General features: G+C 69.7%; 14 protein-coding genes. 7 read left to right on the top strand and 7 right to left on the bottom strand.

All coding sequences use genetic code 11. The features are described from left to right. Positions 1-47: 47 nt before the first annotated feature. Positions 48-482, bottom strand: coding sequence for a response regulator (locus DB31_RS38155; RefSeq protein ID WP_044197506.1), 435 nt, complete (start codon positions 480-482; stop codon positions 48-50). 260 nt (positions 483-742) lie between these two features. Here DB31_RS38155 and DB31_RS38160 point away from each other — a divergent pair, with 260 nt between their 5' ends. From DB31_RS38160 to DB31_RS38175, 4 genes are all read left to right on the top strand, one after another. Then, positions 743-955 carry a hypothetical protein gene (locus tag DB31_RS38160; RefSeq protein WP_157232372.1) on the top strand — a complete coding sequence of 71 codons (213 nt, stop codon included), beginning with the start codon at positions 743-745 and terminating at the stop codon, positions 953-955. 29 nt (positions 956-984) lie between these two features. Next, positions 985-2,457 (top strand): sensor histidine kinase, encoded by a 1,473-nt coding sequence (locus DB31_RS38165; RefSeq protein WP_044197509.1) that lies wholly within the window; start codon positions 985-987, stop codon positions 2,455-2,457. After that, positions 2,439-3,809 (top strand): sigma-54-dependent transcriptional regulator, encoded by a 1,371-nt coding sequence (locus DB31_RS38170; protein WP_044197511.1) that lies wholly within the window; start codon positions 2,439-2,441, stop codon positions 3,807-3,809. Before DB31_RS38165 ends, DB31_RS38170 begins: the two co-directional genes overlap by 19 nt. 178 nt (positions 3,810-3,987) lie before the next feature. Then, entirely contained in the window at positions 3,988-5,343 is a 1,356-nt protein-coding gene (locus DB31_RS38175) for a sigma 54-interacting transcriptional regulator (protein ID WP_044197513.1), read from the top strand. Here the strand turns inward: DB31_RS38175 and DB31_RS38180 are convergent, their stop codons facing one another. The 6 genes from DB31_RS38180 to DB31_RS38205 all read right to left on the bottom strand — a co-directional run bounded on the left by DB31_RS38180 (position 5,344) and on the right by DB31_RS38205 (position 17,295). Then, positions 5,344-6,633, bottom strand: coding sequence for a serine/threonine-protein kinase (locus tag DB31_RS38180; RefSeq protein WP_044197514.1), 1,290 nt, complete (start codon positions 6,631-6,633; stop codon positions 5,344-5,346). A gap of 36 nt (positions 6,634-6,669) precedes the next feature. Further along, positions 6,670-8,097 (bottom strand): hypothetical protein, encoded by a 1,428-nt coding sequence (locus DB31_RS38185; protein WP_044197516.1) that lies wholly within the window; start codon positions 8,095-8,097, stop codon positions 6,670-6,672. Positions 8,098-8,167: 70 nt separating this feature from the next. Then, positions 8,168-11,983: a serine/threonine-protein kinase gene (locus DB31_RS38190; RefSeq protein WP_044197518.1), complete on the bottom strand. Its 3,816-nt coding sequence runs from the start codon at positions 11,981-11,983 to the stop codon at positions 8,168-8,170. Positions 11,984-12,118: 135 nt separating this feature from the next. After that, the gene (locus tag DB31_RS38195) at positions 12,119-14,983 is read right to left on the bottom strand and encodes an SBBP repeat-containing protein (RefSeq protein ID WP_052420576.1); all 2,865 of its coding nucleotides are present in this window, start codon (positions 14,981-14,983) and stop codon (positions 12,119-12,121) included. 212 nt (positions 14,984-15,195) lie between these two features. Beyond that, the gene (locus DB31_RS38200; protein ID WP_169787151.1) at positions 15,196-16,977 is read right to left on the bottom strand and encodes an OPT/YSL family transporter; all 1,782 of its coding nucleotides are present in this window, start codon (positions 16,975-16,977) and stop codon (positions 15,196-15,198) included. Between the two features lie 24 nt (positions 16,978-17,001). Beyond that, positions 17,002-17,295, bottom strand: a complete 294-nt coding sequence (locus tag DB31_RS38205; RefSeq protein WP_052420577.1) for an SDR family oxidoreductase — start codon at positions 17,293-17,295, stop codon at positions 17,002-17,004. A gap of 124 nt (positions 17,296-17,419) precedes the next feature. On the opposite strand from DB31_RS38205, the gene DB31_RS38210 reads away from it, so the two are divergent. The 3 genes from DB31_RS38210 to DB31_RS38220 are packed head-to-tail and all read left to right on the top strand — an operon-like array spanning position 17,420 to position 21,217. Beyond that, entirely contained in the window at positions 17,420-18,091 is a 672-nt protein-coding gene (locus DB31_RS38210; protein ID WP_044197522.1) for a hypothetical protein, read from the top strand. Then, positions 18,088-19,497: a glycoside hydrolase family 1 protein gene (locus DB31_RS38215; protein ID WP_044197524.1), complete on the top strand. Its 1,410-nt coding sequence runs from the start codon at positions 18,088-18,090 to the stop codon at positions 19,495-19,497. The genes DB31_RS38210 and DB31_RS38215 overlap by 4 nt, the downstream gene beginning before the upstream one ends. A 52-nt stretch (positions 19,498-19,549) precedes the next feature. Continuing rightward, positions 19,550-21,217, top strand: a complete 1,668-nt coding sequence (locus tag DB31_RS38220; RefSeq protein WP_083969148.1) for a sensor histidine kinase — start codon at positions 19,550-19,552, stop codon at positions 21,215-21,217. Positions 21,218-21,219: the final 2 nt, after the last annotated feature.

The following is a 21,219-nucleotide window of genomic DNA, read 5'->3' on the forward strand; positions in this document are numbered from 1 at the left end:
GTCACCGTTACCAGCAGTGCGCCCTCGATTAGGCGAGCATCGGCGCTTCAGGCTCCGGGCGCGGCCGCGCAGAGGGTCACCACCGCGGACTTCAGCTCATCCATGTCCACCGGCTTGTCCAGCAGCGCCTGCGCGCCGAGCCGCCGGGCCTCCTCGCGCGTGGGCTCGTCCGCGAACGCGCTGAGCAACAGCACCGGGCACGTCAGCCCTCGCGCCCGCACCTGCGCCAGCACCTCGAGACCCGTGCGTCCAGGCATCCGCACGTCCGAGAGGATGAGATCCGGAGGCCCCAGCCCTGTGTCCTGGCGGATCAGCTCCACGTAGTCCGCCAGCTCGAAGCCATCCTCCAACGGCACCACGGTGTGCCCCGCCCGCGTCAGCACCTGCTGGATCATGTTCCGCATCGCGTCATCGTCCTCGGCCAGGAGGATGCGCAGCGCCCGCTTGGGCAGCGCGGAGGGCACAGGAGAATCCGCCACCATGGAGTCGTCTCACGGGAGAGAAGGAAACAACCCCTGAAGCAAAGCATGCCGCGTGCCATGAGGTTCTCCCCCGGCAGTGGCCCCATGAGGCCCGGGGCATTCTTCCTCGCGGGGCATTCTGCCCCGGGCTTCTCTGGGGCGAGGAGGGCCTCAGCGCGAGCGGCTCCCTTCGAGTCTCGTCGCTCGCGAACCGTTGGCACGGCGGCTGCTTCGTCTGGCCGTGCCCGCATCCCGCGGGTCTCATGCTCAAGGATGTCTCCATGAAGCGCACCACCTCGCTGCTGCTCGGCCTGACCCTCTCGTTCTCCTCGCTCGCCGCCTTTGCCGGCCAGCCGGCCGCCAAGCCTGCCGCTGAGAAGTCCACCACCGAGAAGAAGGCCGCCAAGCCGGCCAAGAGCACCAAGTCGACCAAGGCCAGCCCCAAGAAGGACGCCGCCTCGGCCGCTGATCAGGGCAACGCGCCGGCGAACTGAGCTCCGCGGGGGAGCGCTCCGGACATCCCGTGAAGCTCGCACGAAAGCTCACCCTGGCCCTCGCCTTGCTCGCCGTCGGCGTCCTCGCGCTGATGGAGACGCTGGAGGTGAGGCGCGAGCTGGAGCGCTCCGCCGAGGACATGCGGCACGACCATCGGCTGCTCGGCCACACGATTGCCGGCTCCATCGGCAAGGCCTGGCAGCAATCGGGAGAGGACGAAGCCCTCTCCCTGCTGGACCAAGCCAACCGCTTCCAGGATCAGGTCCGCCTGAGCTGGGTGTGGATCGATGGGCCCTCGGGGCACACGCTCCACCCTGCCCTGCCCCCGGAGCTGCTCACTCCCCTGCGCCTGGGCCAGGAGGCGGCGGTGACGGACATGCGCGTGCCTCCGGGCCTGCTGCGCTCGTACATCCCCGTGTCCGTCAGCGGCCGGCTGGGCGCCATCGAGATCTCCGAGTCCCTCATTGATGAGCAGAAGCACGTGCGCAGCACCGTGCTGCGCACCACCCTGGCCACCCTGGCCCTCGCCGGAGGCTTCCTCGTGGCCGCCATGGCCATGGGACGCCAGTTGGTGGGACGCCCCATCGAGCAGCTGGTGCAGCTCGCCCGGCGCATCGGCGAGGGCCACCTGGACGCCCGCGTCCACCTCCACCAGCGCGACGAGCTGGACACGCTGGCCCTGGAGATGAACCAGATGGGCGAGCAGCTGCTGCGCGCACGGGAGACCATCGCCGCGGAGACGGCGGCCCGCCTCGCCGCGCTCGAGCACCTGCGGCACGCGGACCGGCTCACCACCGTGGGCAAGCTGGCCTCGGGCGTGGCCCATGAGCTGGGCACCCCGCTCAACGTGGTGCTGGGCCGCTCGAAGATGATCTCCTCGGGCGAGGCGGAGGGGGACGAGGTGCGCGAGTGCGCCCAGATCATCGCCCAGCAGGCCCAGCACATGACGCGCATCATCCGACAGCTCTTGGACTTCGCGCGGCGCCGCTCCCCCCAGCGAGCCCCCGAGGAGCTCGCGCAGCTGGTCACCCGGACGCTGAGCCTGCTGCAGCCCATGGCCTCCAAGCGGGGCGTGCGCATCGTCTCCGAGGTGCCTGAGGCCATCACGCTGCAGGTGGACACCGGACAGCTCCAGCAGGTGCTCACCAACCTGGTGATGAACGGCCTGCAGGCCATGAAGAACCCGGGCACCCTGCGCGTGGGAGCCGGACTCGCCCGCGTCACCGCTCCGGAGGAGGCGGGCGGGAACGAGGCGGAGTGGGTGCGGGTGGATGTGGCGGACGAGGGCGAGGGCATTGCCCCCGAAGTCCTTCCCCACATCTTCGAGCCCTTCTTCACCACGAAGGATGTAGGCGAGGGAACGGGGCTGGGCCTCTCCGTCTCCTATGGAATCATCCGGGACCACGGCGGTTGGATCGACGTGCGAAGCGAGCCCGAAAAGGGTAGCTGTTTCTCCATCTACCTCCCGAAGGAAGACAGCGCATGCCAGGTCGCATCCTGATCGTCGAAGACGAACGCGAGATGCGCGTGATGTTGGAGAAGGGGCTGACTCGCCGAGGCTTCGAGCCGCGCGCGTGCGAGACAGCGGATGACGCGCTCGCGGCCCTGAGCGCGGAGGACTTCGACACCGTCCTCACGGACCTCCGGATGCCGGGGATGAGCGGGCTGGCGCTGTGCGAGCGCATCGTCCTCAACCGGCCGGACATCCCTGTGGTGGTGGTGACGGCCTTCGGGAGCATGGAGACAGCGGTGGCGGCCATCCGCGCCGGGGCCTACGACTTCATCACCAAGCCGGTGGACCTGGACGCGCTGGTACTGCTGCTGGAGCGCGCCGTGCGGCACCGCGCCCTGCGCGAGGAGGTGCGGCGGCTGCGCCAGGCGCTCGGCCGGGAGGGAGAGGCCGATGGACTGGTGGGCCAGAGCCCGGCGCTGCGCCAGGCCTATGCCCTCATCGAGCGCGTGGCGGACGTGGACACCACCGTGCTGATTACGGGCGAGAGCGGCACGGGCAAGGAGGTGGCGGCCCGAGCGCTTCACACACGAGGCCGGCGCCGCGGCGGGCCCTTCGTGGCGCTCAACTGCGCGGCCATGCCCGAGCCGCTCCTGGAGAGCGAGCTGTTCGGCCACATGAAGGGCGCCTTCACCGACGCCCGGACCACTCGCACGGGCCTCTTCGTCCAGGCCCACGGCGGCACCCTCTTCCTGGACGAGGTGGGTGAGCTGCCGCTGAGCCTCCAGCCCAAGCTGCTGCGCGCGCTGCAGGAGCGCCGCGTACGCCCCGTGGGCGGCAGCGAGGAAGTGGAGTTCGACGCGCGCATCGTCGCCGCCACCAACAGGGACTTGGAGCTGGCGGTGGAGGAGGGCCGCTTCCGCGAGGACCTGTACTACCGGCTCAACGTCATCAACCTCGAGCTGCCGCCGCTCCGGGCCCGAGGCAATGACGTGCTGCTGCTCTCCCAGCACTTCGTGGAGCACTTCGCCACTCGCACTGGCAAGCGCGTGCTGGGCCTGAGCCCCGCCGCCGCGCAGAAGCTCTTGGGCTACAGCTGGCCCGGCAACGTGCGCGAGCTGCAGAACTGCATCGAGCGCGCCGTGGCCCTCACCTCCTTCGAGCAGCTCACCGTGGATGACTTGCCCGAGCGCGTCCGCAGCTACTCCACGCCCCAAGTCATGCACGAGGTCCCGGACATGTCCGAGCTGGTGACGCTGGAGGAGGTGGAGCGCCGCTACATCCACCGCGTCCTCGAGGCGGTCGGCGGCAGCCGGACGCTGGCCGCGCGCATCCTCGGCGTGGACCGCAAGACGCTCTACCGCAAGCTCCACCGCGGCGAGAACGAAGAGCCCTCCTCCTGAGCCGGGAAGTCCGCGGGGGTGGCCTGGGCCACGAAGTTGCGGATGCCCTCGGGGTCTTACGTGCACCCCTCCCTGCGTGCCATGGTCGGGCCCCCGCCTCACCGCCCCCTCCCCTCCTTGATCGTGCCAGACTTTCCCAAGCCTAGGGTTTCAGTGCACGCCCCATAGGGTCGATCCCATGCAAGACAAACCACCGCACCCGGAGGACCCGGCACGACAGACCTTGCCGCACGCCCAGCTGGGGGGGCAGGAACCGGGCCGCTTCCGCCGCTTCCGCCTCACGGTGGTGGAGGGCACCATGGTGGGCGCCACCTGGGAGTCCTCGGCGGATCGGGGCTCGGTGGGCTCGCATCCCCGGAATGACTTCGTGCTGGATGAGCCCACCATCTCGCGCTTTCACTGCGAGCTGCAGGCGGGGCCCGAGGGCGTCACCGTCCGGGATATGAGCAGCCTCAACGGCGTCATCGTGGATGGGGTGAGGGTGAAGGAGGCGATTCTGCGAGGAGGAAGCCTGCTGCACCTGGGCGCTCTCGTGGTGCGCTTCGACTTCAGCCCCGAGAGCAACCAGCTGCGCATCTCGGAGCAGACGCGCTTTGGCACGCTGGTGGGCACCTCGGTGGCCATGCGCGCGGCCTTCTATCTGCTGGAGAAGGCTGCGGCGAGCGACGCCACCGTGCTGCTGGAGGGCGAGACAGGCACGGGCAAGAGCCAGGCCGCGCAGGCGCTGCACGAGGCCAGCCCGCGCAAGGACAGACCCTTCCTCGTGGTGGACTGCACGGCCCTGCCGTCGCAGCTGTTGGAGAGCGAGCTGTTTGGTCACGAGCGGGGCGCCTTCACGGGCGCGGTGAGCCGCCGCGTGGGGGCCTTCGAGGAGGCAGCCGGCGGCACCATCTTCCTGGACGAGGTGGGAGAGCTGCCCGCGGAGCTTCAGCCCAAGCTGCTTCATGTGCTGCAGGACCGGCAGGTGCGGCGGGTGGGCTCCAACGTCTGGCAGAAGGTGAACGTCCGCATCATCGCGGCCACCCACCGCAACCTGCGCTGGCTGGTGAACACCGGCGGCTTCCGGGCGGATCTCTTCTATCGCCTCGCGGTGGTGCGCATCGTCATGCCGGGGCTGCGGCAGCGGCTGGAGGATCTCCGGGAGGTGGCGCTCGCGGTGCTGGCCTCGCTGGGGGCCTCGGAGGAGCAGCGGCACGCGCTGCTCAGCCCCGAGGTGCTCACGCGGCTGCAGCAGTGGGCCTGGCCGGGCAACGTGCGGGAGCTGCGCAACTACCTGGAGCGCTGCATGGTGTTCGAGGAGGCGCCCTCCCCGTCCGGGGACACGAACTGGAGCCCCTCGGCCACGGGCTTCCCGGTGGACCTGAGCGTCCCGTTCACCGAGGCGCGGCGGCAGGCCCTGATGGACTTCGAGCACCGCTACCTCTCGCTGCTGATGGAGACGCATCAAGGCCACCAGACCCAGGCCGCCACCGCCGCGCGCATGGATCGGGTGTACCTGTACCGGTTGCTGCGGCGTCACGGCATCAAGCGCTGATCAGGATCCGTCCGGGCCGTGCTCGCACCCTTCCCGTGCGGCCTCGGTGGCATGCACGCCGGGGCCGGAAAGGGCCCAGCGAGCCGGGGAGAGCAGCTCCGGACCTGATGCCTGGGAGACATGCAGGGTCAGCGTCACCTGGAGAGCCTCTCCCTGGCGCGCCGCCTCCAGGCCCTGCCCCAGCTTCCGCGCCAGCGCGAGCAGGCGGGTCCGCTCCAGGCGCTCTGGGTGAGGGAGCGCGGGCAACGGAGCCGTGGCGAGGATCATCCCCGCGCCCTGCGTCTTCACGCTGAACCCTCCCGCCTCCAGGGAGCGCAAGGCCTGCTCCCACAGCACATCCAGCCGCTCCAGCGCCTCGAAGCTGGCGCCAGGGGCGGCGACAAGCTCGAGGTAGAGCGCTGCGGCGCGCGAGGAAGCCACGGAGTGCGCGGCGGGCTGGAGCGCCTCGCGCAGCGCCTCCAGCACCTGGCCCGCGCTCTTGAAGCGTGCCTCGGGCAGCTTCTCCAGACAGCGCCGCACCACCGCCTCGACAGCAGGAGGCACCGGAGCCAAGGGGGCCAGGGGTGGGACAGGCGCCGAGAGGTGTTGATCCATCAGCTCGGCCACGTCGCCGGAGCGGAAGGGGGGCTGCCCGCAGAGCAGCTGGTACAGCAGCACGCCCAGGGCATACAGGTCCGTGCGGGCATCCACCGTGCCGCCGCGGATCTGCTCGGGGGCCAGCGCCAGCGGGGTGCCCAACACCCGGCCGGTGCTGGTGTCGGGCGAGCCCACGAGAGGCTCCAGGGAGCGGGCGATGCCAAAATCCACCAGGACCACCTGAGGGGGCCCCGAGCCCCGGCGCACCAGCACGTTGCGCGCATTGAGATCGCGGTGAACGAGCCCCGCGGCATGCACGGCCTCCAGCGCGCCGCAGAGCTGCTCGAGGAGCGGGAGTACCTCGGCGGCCTCCAGCCGGCCCCGAGCCTCCAGCCACTGGGCCAACGTGCTGCCCTCCACCCACGCCATGGCCAGCCAGGGGCGGCCATCCTCCAGCTCTCCCGAGCCATACAGCTCGACCACGTGCGGGTGGCGGACGCGCGCCAGGAGCGCCGCCTCCTGGTGGAAGCGGCGCAGCGCCGAGGCGGAGAAGCCATACTCGGCGCGCAGCACCTTGAGGGCCGCGGACTGGCCGCTGGTCGTGTGCCGCGCACGGTAGAGGATGCTCGAGCCCCCTTGCGCGGCGCGGCTCTCGATCTTCCACCGCTCCACCCAGGCCCCGGCGGCCAGCTCGGCGCCATACAGAGACGTCATCCGCGAAGCCCCTCGCTCAAGCCGCGCCGCGCACTCTCAGGGAGGAGAGGGCATGAAGGTGGTGATGGGGTAATCCCATGTCTTCGACGGGTTGCCGCTCTCACACGGGGCATAGCTCCCATCATCATTCTCTTTGCAAACCTTCCTACACGAACCCTCGAGGTGAGCAGCACAGTTGCCCTTTCCCTGGGGCAGCGCACAAACCCGGCCCGGCAGGTTCTCTCCATCTCCGCTCCAACCCGGAGCAGCGCAGACATAGGCGCGAAGGTAGATGGGTTGCCCGCCTCCCACCACCGGCATGGCTGGGAGACAGGTGGCACCGGCTTTTTGGCACCACCCCTCATCTTGCCGGACATACACCGGCCCTTCCCTGCTCAAGCGCAGCCGTGTCTCCAGGGAGCCAGTGTCAAACCACACGCTGACCCCAGGCCGGATGGCCTCCGGATCAAACAGGTTCCCGTAGAAAGCACCTTCGCGCGCAGGGAAGGTCTCTGCTTCGCCTGGGAGCGCGCTGCTCGCCCCCTCGGTATGCACCGACTCCCAGGTCCCTGTGACCTGCTTCGGTTGCTCCTCCGGCGGCAGTCTGCTCATCACGCTGAAGCTGCCCCCGTCGGGACAGTCGAAAGCCACCTCCGCCTTGTCGCTGGTGTCAACGGGGCTCTCGACGATCAGCGCCTTGTCTCCTTTGGCGCACCCATGGAGCCCCTCGCATACCCGAAGCGAACCCTTGAGCTCTTGGCTGGTCATGGCGAAGAAATCCACCTCCTGCTGCGGCTCGCAAGTGCCAACCACCAAAGGAGACCAACCACACTCCCCACTGGAGTTCTCAGGGCATGGCAGGAAGCTGGGAATCAGCTGCGCGGGCAGGGGCACGGCGTTGATCACCTGCGAGGGAATGGAGTTGTCCGGCACCACGGTCTCCATGGGCCTTAGCGAGTCGGCGCACCCCTCCACCGTGCAGCGCAGGGCCACGCGCACCCGGAGGGCCATCGGGTTATTGCGCGCGAGGATGCAGGCCGACACCTGCTCGAGACACTCCTGCGTCGGAGCCTCCTTGCCCCAGTCGTTGCAGATCCCCCCGCCGCCCTTCCAGGTCTGCTGCGTCCCCGGCGTGTAGACGGGGCTCCAGGACACCTCCTCCCCGTTTTCGAGCGCGCAGCTGACCAGGTACTTCATGAACTGCCGCGCGGCCGGATCATGCAGGGCCTCGTTGAGCTCGGGGACATTCTGGAAGGTGTCATCGTTCAGCGGGTTGTTGATCAACTGTGAGACGGCGTCCTTGTTCGTCAGCATTGCGTTGAAGACCAAGTACTCTGTCCTCAGCCCATTGCCCCAGCGGATCCACAGCGGCTCCATGGGATAGACAGGCTTGCTTTCCTGCGCCTGGGCGCTGCCCAGCGAAGCCATCAGCAACCCCACGGCACCCGCCCGCTTGACTGCTTGAACCCATTGCTTCCATTCCATACGGCAGCTCCTCGTTGAGAGTCCGGCGGGACCCTCAGCAAGAGCAATGCCAGACAACCGATACACGGGCTCACGTGCGCAGGGCGCGGGCCTTCATCGCCTCCAGCCTTACCTGGAGTGCGGGTGTTGCGGTGACAAGCTCACTGGCCTCGGCCAGCAACCGCTGGAGCGCTTCCCGGGCACCCGCGCGGAGCGCACAGCCACAGGCCTCCAGCAACACATCCACCAGCTCGAAGGGGGCACACCGCTGGCGAGCCTGGGCCAGCAGCGCCTCCCACTCCCCGTGGGCATATGCAGCGCCCTCGCCCTGCGCGAGCACCTGCCGCACCAGCGCCAGCAGCAGGGCGGGGGTGGACTCCGCAGGGGGCGCGGCGTGAGTCTCCACCCAGCGAACGTGCCGCAGCGCCTCCTGTGTCTCCGCGCGCTCCAGGCACAGCCTCGCCAGCAACAGCCGGTCTGGCCCCAGCGAGGACTCGGGGAAGTAGCGTTGCCCGAGCTCCAGGGCTCGCTGGGCCGCGGCCTCGGCCTCCTGGACGCGCCCCACCATGAGCAGGAGCACGGCGAGGTTGAAGCCGCTGAAGCGCTCCACCTGTGCATGCGCCAACCGGTGGGCCAGCGCCTGGGCCTGCTGGAGATCCTCCACGGCCCGGGAGAGATCCAACCGGGAGAGCCAGAGCGCGAAGCGGTTCATGTGGACGACGGCCAGGTGCAGCATGTCTCCACGGGCCTGGCAGTGCTCCAGCGCCCGGAGAAAGAGGGCCTCTGCCTCCTCCAAGCGCCCCAGGTAGGCCAGCCCCACGGGCCACATGGTGAGCGCCACGGTGAGGACCTCGGTGTCCCCCGAGCGCTCGGCTTCGCGCGCGGCCTGCTCGAGCAGGAGCAGCGCGGGCTCCCAGCTCCCACGACGCGCCTCGGTGCGGCCTCGTGCCAGAGCGAGCCTCGGCGCCAGCGGCGGCCGCTCTTCCCATCCCCGCCCCGCCTCGGCGGCGCGCTCCACCAGCGCCTGTGCCCCCTCCCAGTCCTCCAGCCAGTCCAGCGCGGTGGCCTGCTCCAGCAGCAGCAGGGCCGCCTCGGCGTGGGCGCCCAGCTCCAGGGCCAGGGCGGCAGCGCGGGCGACGTCCTGGCAAGCCTCGCGGTAGCGGTGAGAGCGCAGACGCACCCGGCCCCGGGTGGCCAGGGCGCGCAGGCGCAGCGGCCCGTCTCCCGAAGCCACCCACTCCAGGGCTGCGGTGCAGGCCAGCTCCGCCTCCACGTCCCGGAAGGCGCGCCAGGCCTTCTCGGCGAGCAGCACCCAGCACTCGCACGCCAGCGCCCCCTCTCCCACGGCGGCCGCATGGCGGGCCCGCTGGCGCAAGAGCGCATTCGCCGTCTCCCCTTCCCTCGTGGTGGCCAGCGCGGCGCGGTGGAGCCGCTCCCGCAGCTGGGGTGGAGTGGCCGCCTCCAGCGCCTCACGCAGCAGCGGCTGGAGGAAGGCCGCACGGCCCGAGGCCTCCACGTGTAGCAACCCCGCGCGCTCCAGCCGCCGCAGCCCCGCGCCCGCATCCAGCGCGGCCAGCGCCTCCAGCTCCGGCTCCTGCTCCAGCGCGGCGAGCGCCAGGGCCAGCCGCTCCACGGAGAGCGCCTCGCCCAGCACCGCCCCCAGGCGTGCCAGGGTTTGGAGCGGCGAGGGCAACGCGGCCAGCGCCTGGGCTGCCAGCGGAGCCAGCACCCTCCCCGCCGAGCCCAGCGGCACGGCCTCCAGGGCCAGCTCCCACGCCCCGCCAGGAGTGCGGCGCACGGCCCCCGTGGCCTGAAGCGCCCGCACCAGCTCCTCCAGGTGGCGCGGCACATCTCCGGCGAGGGCCGCGAGCTGCTCCAGCAGGGCCTGAGGCACGTACTCCACGGGCCACAGCAGGGCCCGCAGCAGTTGCTGAGAGTCCTCGGCCGTCAACGGCGGCAGCTCCCAGACTCCCTCAGGGCCCGCGCGCTCGGCCAAGGCGGGCCGCAGGGCCAGCAACCCGGGAGCGGATGCCAGACAGATCCACAGGGGCACGACCTCCTCGGCGCTCGTGGCCTGCACCACCGCGTCCAGCGTGGCGGTGTCCATGTGCCCCGCATCATCCAGCAGCAGGGCCACAGGCCCCTGAGCCGCGCGCTGGCGGAGGGCCCTCGCCGCGAGCCGGGCCAGCGTCTGGCGCCGCGCATCCGGCGGGAGAGAGAGCGCGCGCGACAGCTCCTCCTCGGCAACAGGCTCGGGAGCCAGAGCCAGCAGGGCGCGGGGCAAGGTCTCCAGCGTCTCCGAGTCCGCGGGCCGGGCTCCCAGCCGCACCACCTGCACCGGGGGACGAGAGACCAACCGCTGCGCGAGCGCCTCCAGCAAGCGCGAGCGCCCCAGCCCAGGGCCACTCTCGAGCACCACCAGTGCAGGCTGGCGGCGCCCGAGCGACGCCTGGGCCCGAGCCTCCAGCGCGGCGAGCAGGGGCTCCCGGCCCACGAGTGGGGCCGGGGGAGCTTCGCCCGCCCCTCCGCGAGCCCCGTCCACCTCTCGCAACCTGTGGAAGCCCGCCTCTCCGTCCAGCCACTCGCCCGGCTCCATCCAGGGGGCAGCCTCGGCCGAGATCCAGGGGTGCTCTCCAGGAGGAAGCCGCGCCCACCAGAGAGGGGCCTGCTCCAAGGCGGCGCCGGACAAGCGGGTGCCCGCGCGGCCCATGTGAACCTGCAGCTCGGCAAGATGAATGAGCCTGGGCCCACGCCCCCAACGCAGCGCGGCGTGGGCCGCAGCCTTGAGCCCAGCGGCGGGAGAGAGCGCCTCGGGGAAGGCCGCCACATACAGCTCGCGATGGACCCGCGCCAGCACACCTCCCTCGGCGGCCAGCGCGGCGCTCACCTCGGGCAAAGGGGCCCCGGCCTGCACGGCGAGCAGCGCCACAAGGCGCTCGCGCGGCCTCGACACCGGAGCGCTGCTCCCGGGGGCTGGCTCCGGAACGGCGCTCAGCCCCGGTACGGCAAGGCGGCGCAGCGCCTCCAGCGCCTCGGCAGCGTGGAGGTAGCGGTGAGCGGGCTCCTTGGCCAGACACCGGGCCACGAACGGCTCCCACGCCGCGGCCTCGGGACGGAGCGAGCCCAGCCGAGGCGCACGCAGGGAGGCGTGGCCGCGCAGCACCTCCGCCACGTCGCCGATGAAGGGCGGTCTCCCCGTGAGCAGCTCGAAGAAGACCACCCCCAGGGCATACACATCCGCGGAGGGCTCGGCGGGGACAGGGCCGGCGGACAGCTCCGGGGCCATGTACAGCAGCGTCCCAGGCCGCTCCTCCGGGAGCGTCTCCGGCTCGGACGAGGACGGCTCCGCGGCAGTGCCAACCTCCCGGGTCAGCCCGAGATCCACCAGCGCGACAGACCCCTGCTCGCGGAGAAAGAGGTTCTCGGGCTTGAGATCCCGGTGCACGAGCCCGGCCTCATGAAGGCGCGCCACGGCCTCGAGAATGAGGAGCATCCACCGCACAGCCTCCTCGGGGGGCAGCGCGGCCGGCTCGGGGTGCGTGGCCAGCAGCTCCGCGAGCGTTTGGCCCCGGAGCAGCTCGAGCACCAGGAACGGCCGGCCCTCATGCACCCCCTCTCCCAGCAGCAGAGGCACCGTGGGGGCGCCGAGCCGGCGCAGGGCCTGAGCCTCCCGGGCGAAGCGCCGATCTCCACGAGCGCGGGCCAGCTTGAGGGCCACCTCCCTGCCTTCCCGATCCAGGGCCGCAACCACCTGGGAGAAGCCTCCGCGGCCCACCAGCTCCCGCCTCTCGTAGCCGGGGGGCAGCGGCAGGAGCGCCTCTGGGGCCTCCTCGATGACTGGCGGTGTGCCATGAGCGGGGCAGGGCAGACCTGGAGGCAGGCGGCGATGGCAAGACAGACAACGCATGGGTAAATGACGACTCTACACCTCGGGTGTTGCTTGGTTGGCAACACTCGGGGGGTAGAGATGTTGTCACTCAAGCAACGCCCCGAGCCCGCGGAACAGCTTCCCCCCGGCCATTCCGCGGGCCCAAGGCGGCCGTTACCGCACCTGCACCTCGACACCATCCAGGCCCCAGGACTCGCCCGTGAGCCCGGAGAGCCCCTTCGCGTAGAAGTTCAGGGACAGGTCACGCGCTGTGTGCTCGAAGGTGAACTTCATCTTGTAGAGCGAGTCTCCGCTGGGGTACCCCAGCGCGTTGACGGACTCCGCCCCGCTGCCGTGCCTGCTCCCGGGCTTGGGGTAGGACTGGGTGCTGTTGGTGTTGGAGAACGTGGACTCGAACACCTCCTTGCCATCCACCGTGAACCCCCAGAGGTTGGGGCCGTAGGGGCCATCGCCGTCCCACCCCTGGAGAATGAGCAGATCAAAGCTCACGGTGATCTGGGTGTGCTCGGGCAGCCTGCTCAGGTGGAGAGCGGCCTCCTGCTCTCCGTACTCGCCCAGGAAGATCTTCTCTCCCTTGGGGGTCATGCTCAGGCTGCCGGGGGACCACTCCTCCCCCACCGTCTCGTTGAAGTGAGCGAAGTAGATCGTCTGGGGCCCCACCACGGGAGGAGGCAGGTGGCCACCGCCGGACTGGGACTCCCGGTTCTGCGCCAGCACCGCGCCTTGCGCGAACGCATGATCCCCCGTGACCGCCACATCCAGGATGCAGCTGTCGAGCAGGAAGAAGCTCTCGACGCCCGCCTCCCTGCAGACGGCCTCAGCCGCCTCCCGCTCCTCGGGCGACAGGCTCGCCGTCGTGACGGGCATCAACGGGAAGTCCTCCAAGGTGAACGAGCTCGTGGTCATGTTCAGCGCATAGTCAAACAAGGACTCCGCCGTGGTGACGCGCCAGCTGGACGCAAGGCTGTTGGTGCCCGTGTAGAGCTGGGCGAACGTCAGGAAGGAGCCCAGAGACGTGCCATTCCTCAACCGGAAGTCATCCGACGCGTTCCCGTTGAAGTTGCCCAGCAATCCTTGCAGCGTCCCCATGCGCGCCAGGGAGAGGCTGAAGTCGACGTTCATGTAGGAGCCCGAGACGTCCGTGACGATCATCCGGTCCTCTCCCGGGTAGTAGACGACGTAGGTCCAGGCGTCCTTGCGGTAGAGGCGCCCTCCTCCGGGCAGCGGCACCAGCTCGCCATTCCCGAGTGTCACGCCCGCCCCGTTGACCTTCACGAACGGAGTGCTGTTCTGATAGAAGCCCACGCGATCCGCGCCCACCCGGGTCGCCACCGCCCTCATCACCGTGACAGAGGCCCCGTTGTACCAGGGCTCCATCCGGGCCTGGACCTCGAACGAGCCGCCCGTGGCGCTCTTCGTCAGGATGAACTCTCCGGCGCCCTGGAAGTCATAGCTCAGGCGATCGAACGTCACCATGTGCGGATCTCCCCACCCATACCCAATCGAGCATTGGTTCGCGGTGAAGGTGTCCTGGCAGCCCACCGTGTACTTGACCACCAGCAGATCCGACTTGTCGTTCCCTCCGTTGACAGTCACCGGGTTGGTGAACTCGCCAAACGTCCCGCCCGCGACGTAGACGTTGTCATTGATATCCGCCGCGACGCCGAACCCCTCATCATCCATCATCATCGGGTTCAGCAGGTTGATGGACCCCAGCTGCTTGTGGAACAGCCACACTCCGCCCGCGCTGTACTTCATCAGGAAGACGTTCCGGCTGGTCTCTGGGGTGTTGGTGTCCATGTCGTAGTCCGTGCGGCCCGCGACGTAGAGGTTCGCGCCTCCGTCGGAGGCCAGCCCGTTCGGGTAGTCATTCCCCGCCGTCCCCTTCTGACGGGACCACAGCTTGTTGCCCAACTTGTCGAACTGCGTCATGAAGATGTCGGTCCCGCCGCTGTGCGACTGCCCGTCGTACGCGGCGGACGTGTACCCCACCACGTAGATGGCAATCGCGCCGTTGAGCTGCCGCGAGGTGGCGACGCCGCTGACACTCTCGGAGGTGGTGGTCCCCATCTGCCGCTTCCACACCAAGTTCCCGTTGGTGTCATACTTGATGAGCACCATGTCCGAGGTGAGCAGCGAGGGATTCTGGTTGGGGCCTCCCAGCGAACCAAACGAGTGCCCCGCCAGGTAGATGTTGCCCTCCGAGTCAGCCGCCACGCCCCGCGCGTAATCGTTCTTCGCGGTCCCCACCTGCCGGACCCACTGCAGCACCCCGCTGGGGTTGTACTTCGCCAGGAACATGTCGGCGAGCCCCTGGGGGGTCTGCCCGCTCAGCGTGCCTATCGTGTTGCCAGCGGCATAGACGTTGCCGAGCTTGTCCGTGGCCACTGCGAAGATCTGATCGCTGGCATTGTTCGTGGAGTTCAACTGCCGGACCCATTGCTGGTTGCCGTACTCGTCCAGCTTCATCAGGACGCCATCGAACGCGCTGCCTACCTTGGGGTTGCCATCCATGGAGCCCGCGGAGTAACCCCCGACATAGATGGAGTGAGGGCTCGTCACGGAGTACGTAGCCACCCCCGTCGCATAATCCTGAGCCGGTGAACCATACTGCCGCGTCCAGAGCACTGCGTTGTTTGGATTCACCTTGGCGACGATGAAGTCATTGTTTCCGACATGGGTGTTGCCATTGAAGCTGCCATCCGCGGAGCCCGCCACGTAGACGCCCTGCACCGTCGCGGCCGCGGCTTGGGCCACCTCCGTCGAGCTGCCCCCCATCTGCTTGATCCACGCCAGCCCATTGCCCACGCTACTCGGGACAAAGGCGGGGCTGAACCCACGCGAGTTCTTCCGCTCCGCCGCGAGCGGCACGGTCTCACCCGGTGGGTACAGTTGCAGCGCCGGGTGGCCCTCGGGCCACGGACTCGCGCTCTCCGCGGGCGGCTTGCTCTTCTCCTCTTTGTGAGATGCCGCAGGCGACACTGCCAGCACACACAACACAACTCCTGCCAGATTCATGGGTCTTTCCCTCCGCGTAAGCCAATTCAACGCGTGCTTACGGCGGCGCGCCCTATTGCAGCGGGCATGCCATGGAGAGGGTGCGCGCGCTGACGCTCGGGCAGCAGTTCCCGGCGACACGCAAGGTCCGGCGAGGAGTGTTGCTCAGGGATCTACAACCACCGCCGCTTGCGTTGCCTCGCAGACACACGACAGGACGCGATGGGTCGGGCTCAGGAAGCCCACATTGCGGCGAGGATCGTCCCGAAGACCAGCAAGAGGCTCTCGGCGGAGATCAACCCACAGGCGGCTGGCAACACCCACTGCTCTTCCGCCTCCGGGCGCCAGCGCGGCACCGCCCACCTCAACACCCCTCCTATACATATGCACGCGACCACGGAGACCTCGAACGGGAGCAAGAAGGCCAGCCCCAGGCCCAAGGCCGAGGGAATGAAGCGGTGCCACTGCCTGGGCACCAGCGTCTCGGCCAGCGCCAGCGTCACACCCGCCACGGCCGCCAGGAGCACGCTCCACAGTTGGAGAGGTGGCAGGCTGCCCACCCCCTGCTCGAGCAAAACCGCGAGCGTGCGCACCTGCTGCCCCGCCACCCCCGGGAAGCGGGCGGCCTCCCCCGACACGGCCGAGGCGTCCGGCACCAACAGACAGAAAATGGGCACCAGCACCAGCACGCCCAGCGTACAGCCCACCCCCTGGGCCACGAGCTGCTGACGGGCGCCCGCGCCCAGCAGCTTCGCCGTCTTCAAGTTGGCGAGCAGATCCGTGCCCACTGCCGAGGTGTTGAAGACCAGGCTGGAGTGGACCAGATTCGCCATGAGGCCTCCGCGCAGGAGCAGCCCGCTGGCCATCTGGTTCACCGCCACATCCGGGGGCGAACCTGTCTCGGCCATGACGCGGCAGGTGAAGGCCGTCAACGCCAGCGAGACGCCCACGGCCAGCAACCCCAGCGCCCAGGAGACACCCAACCCCAGCGAGGCCATCGCCACGGAGGCCAGGGCCAGCAACCCCGTGCCTGCCCACAACACGGCTCGGGGCACGGGCGGAGGCTCCAGTGCGTCCAGTGCCTCCAGGGGCGCGGGCGGCGCGGCGGCGCGGAGACGCAACGAGCGCAGCATGCTCACCCCGGCACGCAGCGTGTGGACCAGCACAGCGCTGACCAGCAGGACACTGCCGGCCCAGGCGGTGTGCAGCGGCGCGGCGGCCTCGGCGGACTCCGCCACACCACGCTCGATCAGGGCTGGCACCAGCCATCCAAAGCACGCCGCCCATCCGAGCAGCATGGACACCGCGAGCCGCGGCCCCATCAACGCACCGACGCCCACCATCACCAAGGATCCGGGCGGCACCCACATCCCGGGCACCCACTTGAGGATGTCGCGGGAGACTCCCACCAGCGTAGCCCCTGACACCGAGGCGAGCAGCGCCCGCGCCTGCGGAGAAGAGCGAGGCCGGTCCTGCGCGGCCCGCAGCGTGGCGGCCGCGCCCACGCTGAAGGGAAACGCCAGCTCCTCGCGGGCCAGGAACCGCCGCTGCAGCAGCAGCCCGAAGCAGAGCCCCAACAGCGAAGTGCACAGCGTCCAGGCCACCAACCTCGCTGGCGAGACGGGCGCCCCCTGCGTCAGCACCCACGCCACGGCCACCGAGGGCAGGCTGCTGATGACGGCATACCCCGCGCCCGAGGCCGTGGTCTGCAGCACGCAGCTCTCCAGCAGCGAGAACTCGCGGCCTAACCACCCAGGCGCCACACCCGCCAGCCCGCGCTGCATCGGAATGGCGATGAGCGCGGCCGTCAGGCCTACGGAGATGCCCACACCGATGAGCAGCCCCAGATACACATTGGACACGCCCAGCAGACAGCCCAGCACCGCTCCCCAGGCCAGGGCCCGCGGCGTGAGCTGGGGCACGGGGCGCGGTTTCTCTGCGAAAGGGAGCTGCTCTCGAAGCGCAAGCTCGGTGGCCGGGATCGGCTCGACGAAGGCTTCCGAAGGTTGCGTCACGTTGCCCCCCAAGGGCTCTCGCCATCACACGGCGTCGCTCAGCCTGCCATCCACATTGATAGCGGTGCCGCTAACATACGTGGCACGCGGTGAGACAAGAAAGGCCACCACATCGGCGAACTCCTCCGCCCGGCCAATCCGTCCCAAGGGCACGCCCGGCGGCTTTCCGGAGGACTCCGCGCGCCGCGCCCACCGCGCGCTCTCGATCATGCCCACGAGCACGGTGTTGACGCGGATGTTGTCGGGCCCCAGTTCCTTGGCCTTGATGGAGAACACGTTAGCGATGGAGCCACCGCCCGCGGCCCGCAGATAGGGCACGGCGTGAGCTGAGCCCGGTGGGTTGCTCCGTCCCCATTACACATTTGCTGTAAAGCGGTTTCACCTTCCCTGGAGAACCGGGCAGCAGGCCCCCGGGGTGCCGGGGTATGGTGGGCCCCTTCGAATGCGCTCCCTGCCCCTCCTCCTCGCCCTCTGCGCGGGACTGCCCGCGTGGGCCGAGGACCCTTCCGTCCACGCTCCGTACTTGGTGCCCCCGCGGGCGCTCACGAATGAGGTGTCCTCCTCGCTGGGGCTGCTCACTGGCGGGTACTCGTTTCCGGGCGGAAGCTGGGATGATCTCTTTCTCTCCAGCATCACCCGGGGGCACTACCTGTACAACGGCCTCACCGCCGAGGCAGGGATGCTGTCGCTCACGCCGCTGGAGCGCGGAGGCCCCAAGCCGAGCACTTCGCTCAGTCTGCGCCTGGGCTACACCGGCGAACGCTGGAGCGTGCTGGCCGGCGCCGTGCTCCAAGCCACGTACCCGTCAACGCCGATCCTCACGGTGCTGCCCTCGGTGCGCGCGCTCTATCAGGTGGGCCAGGTGACACTGAACGCGGGGCTGGTGGACCTGGTGGGCCTGGTGCCCGCGCACGTGGGCGCCTCCTACGGCCCGGTAGGACTGGCGTACGTGCTGCCCCTGGGCCTGCGAGCCCATGGGCGCATCCCGCTGACGGCCAACGCGGGCATCCAGTTAGAGGCCTTCGCCTTCCGCCTCGCTGGCGCCCGCAGCGCCATGTTCACCGTGGGGCTGGTGGGCAACCCGCGCTCGTCCCGCCCGGGAGGTGGGTCGTGACACACCGCCTCCTGATCGCCCTGCCGCTCCTTCTGGCCGCGTGCAGTGATCGGCCGAACTTTGATCCGGACGTGGTGAAGGCCACGCGCCTCGGCGAGGCCCTGCCCCGGAACTTCATGCTGGGCACCTCCACCTCCGCCCACCAAATCGAGGGCGGCAACGAGAACGACTGGGCCGTGTGGGAACGTGGCCAGTGGCCGGATGGCCGCCCGCATATCAAGGATGGGACGGTGTCCGGCGAGGCCGCGGACTCGTGGAACCGCTTCGACGAGGACGTCCGGCTGATGGAGCGGCTGGGGGCCAACGCCTACCGCTTCGGCTTGGAGTGGGCCCGGCTGGAGCCCACGCCCGGAGCCTGGAACGCGGAGGCGATGGCGCGTTACCAGAGCTGGGCCCGCACGCTGCGTCAGAAGGGTATCACTCCGCTGGTGACGATGTACCACTTCACCCTGCCCACCTGGGTCTCCGAGGCGGGGGGCTGGGAGAACCCCGCGACCCTTGAAGCCTTCGAGGCCTACGCGGGACGTGTGGCCGAAGCCCTGGGTGGCGAGGTCGACTGGTGGTGCACGGTGAACGAGCCCAACGTGTTGGCGGTGCTGGGCTACCTGGATGGGGAGTGGCCCCCAGGCAAGAAGGACACGAAGGCCATGGCGACGGTGCTGTCCCATCTCCTCGAGGCCCATGCGCGCGCCGCCCGGCAGCTGCGCCAGAAGGACACGGTGGATGCGGACGGAGACGGCCATGCCACGCGCATCGGCCTGGCCCACCACGTGCGCGTCTTCCAGCCGGCCTCCGGCACCACGGCGGATACGGCGGTGGCGGCCCTCACGGACGCCTTCTTCAACGAGAGCGTGACGGAGGCCGTGCGCACCGGCCGCATCCGCCTCTCCGTGCCGGGCCAGGTGAGCATCGACCGCGAGGTGGCGGACCTGAAGGGCTCGCTCGACTACCTCGGCATCAACTACTACACGCGCGACTACGTCCGTCAGTACCTGGGCGAGCCTGCCCTGTCCCGCCAGTACGTGCCGCGCGGCCGGGAGAGGAATGACCTGGGCTGGGACATCTACCCGGAGGGGCTCTACCTCTTCCTCACGCGCTACGCGCACCTCGGCCTGCCGCTGCTCGTCACCGAGAACGGCATGCCGGACCAAACGGGCGAGCGCCGCCCCTACTACCTCCAGAGCCACCTCTACGCGGTGGAGCAGGCCCGCGCCCAGGGGGCGGACGTGATGGGCTACTTCCACTGGAGCCTGCTGGACAACTTCGAGTGGGCCGAGGGCTATGAGCCGAAGTTCGGCCTCTTCTCGGTAGACCTGGCCAGCCCGGAGAAGACCCGGACAGAGACCCCCGCCGTGGCCACCTTCCAGGACGTAGCCCGGAACCTCGGCCTCTCGCCCAGCCCCTAGCTTCCTGAAGCCACCACCGGTGGTTTCCCGTAGGATGAGCAGACCCCACTGAATGTCCGAGCCTCCCGCCAAAAAGCGCTCCCGGCGCACCGAACCGGATCCCGGCCCTGCCTCGGGCAAGCCCGCCGCCAGCAAGCGGGCCGCGCCCGCCTCCAACCCCAAGAAGGCCCCCCAGACCGAGCAGGCCCCTGCTCCGGCCCCGGCCACGCCCGCTTCGGCGCCCCACAGCCTCTCCCTGGAGGCGTTCGTCACCAGCATCCCGGACGCCGTCTTCACCAAGGACCTTCAGGGCCGCTACCTGCTCATCAACGAGGCCTTTGCGCGCCTGCTCGGCCGCCCCGTGGAGCAGATCATCGGCCGGACGGACATGGACCTGTTCCCCCCCGAGGTGGCCGCGACCCGGATTGCCCGGGACCGGCAGGTGTTTGCCTCGGGCCACGCGGTGACATTCGAGGACGTGGAGCACACCGCCGAGGGCGTGCGCGTGTGGCTGTCCACCACCGGCCCGCTGAAGGACGCGGAAGGCCAGGTGTTCGGTGTGTTCGGCAGCACCCGCGACATCACCCGCTACCAGCGCGTGGAGGAGGAGCAGGCCCTCAACGTGGAGCGGCTGCGCCTGTGCATGGACGCGGCCCAGGTGGGCACCTGGGACTGGGACATCCAGGCTGGACGCATCCGCTGGTCGGAGAACATCGCCTCGCTTCTGGGCGGGGTGCCGGGCGGGCCGGGAGACACGTACGAGGCCTTCCTCCAGCGGGTGCTGGCCGAGGACCAGACGCGGTTCGCGGAGCAGGTGGCCACGGCGCTGAAGGCCCCCGTGGACTTCGAGGCGGAGTTCCGGATGTACGTGCCCACGGGAGCGCCCCGGTGGATGCGCTCGAAGGTGCGGGTGCTGTCCCAGGGCGGCCGGGCCACGCGGATGATTGGCACGCTGAAGGATGTGACGCGGGACTTGCAACTGGAGGAGGAGTCCCGCCGGGCGGTGGACTTCCAGGAGCAGCTCGTGGGCATCGTCAGCCACGACATCCGCAGCCCGCTGGGAGCCATCATCTCCTGGGCGCGCATCATGGCCGCGGGTGGCCCTCCGCCCGAGGAGCAGCAGCGCACGTTCAAGCGCATCACCTCGGCGGCGCTGCGCATCGAGCGGCTCACCCGGCTGCTGCTGGACTTCGCCCGGGCGCGGCTGGGCGGCGGCATTACCCTGGAGCCGCGGCGCAGTGACATGCGCGAGCTGCTGCAGAAGGTGACGCACGAGTTCCGCGTGGCCTATCCGGACAGGGCCGTGGTGTGCGAGGTGGAGGGCACGGACACCCACGGCAACTGGGATCCGGACCGGCTGGCCCAGGTGCTCTCCAACCTGCTGGAGAACGCGCTGAAGTACAGCCCACCGGACACGCAGGTGCGGCTGCTGGCGCGCGGGGAGAAGGAGCAGGTGCTGCTCGCGGTGCACAACCAGGGCAAGCCCATCCCTCCCGAGCTGATGCCCCACATCTTCGAGCCGTTCCGGCGCGGGCCTCAGTCCTCGCTTCGCACGGCGAAGACCAGCTACGGCCTGGGGCTCTACATCGTCCAGGAGATCGTCCACGCCCACGGAGGGACGATCGAGGTGCTCTCCAACCTCGAGGAGGGGACCACCTTCACCGTACGCCTACCGCGCTTGCCCCCCGCGGCGCTGGAGCTGATGCGGCGCCGCGCCCCGGCCGCTCCGCAGCGCACGTGAGG

The sequence above is a fragment of the Hyalangium minutum genome, assembly GCF_000737315.1.
In the GTDB taxonomy this organism is placed as follows: Bacteria; Myxococcota; Myxococcia; order Myxococcales; family Myxococcaceae; genus Hyalangium; species Hyalangium minutum.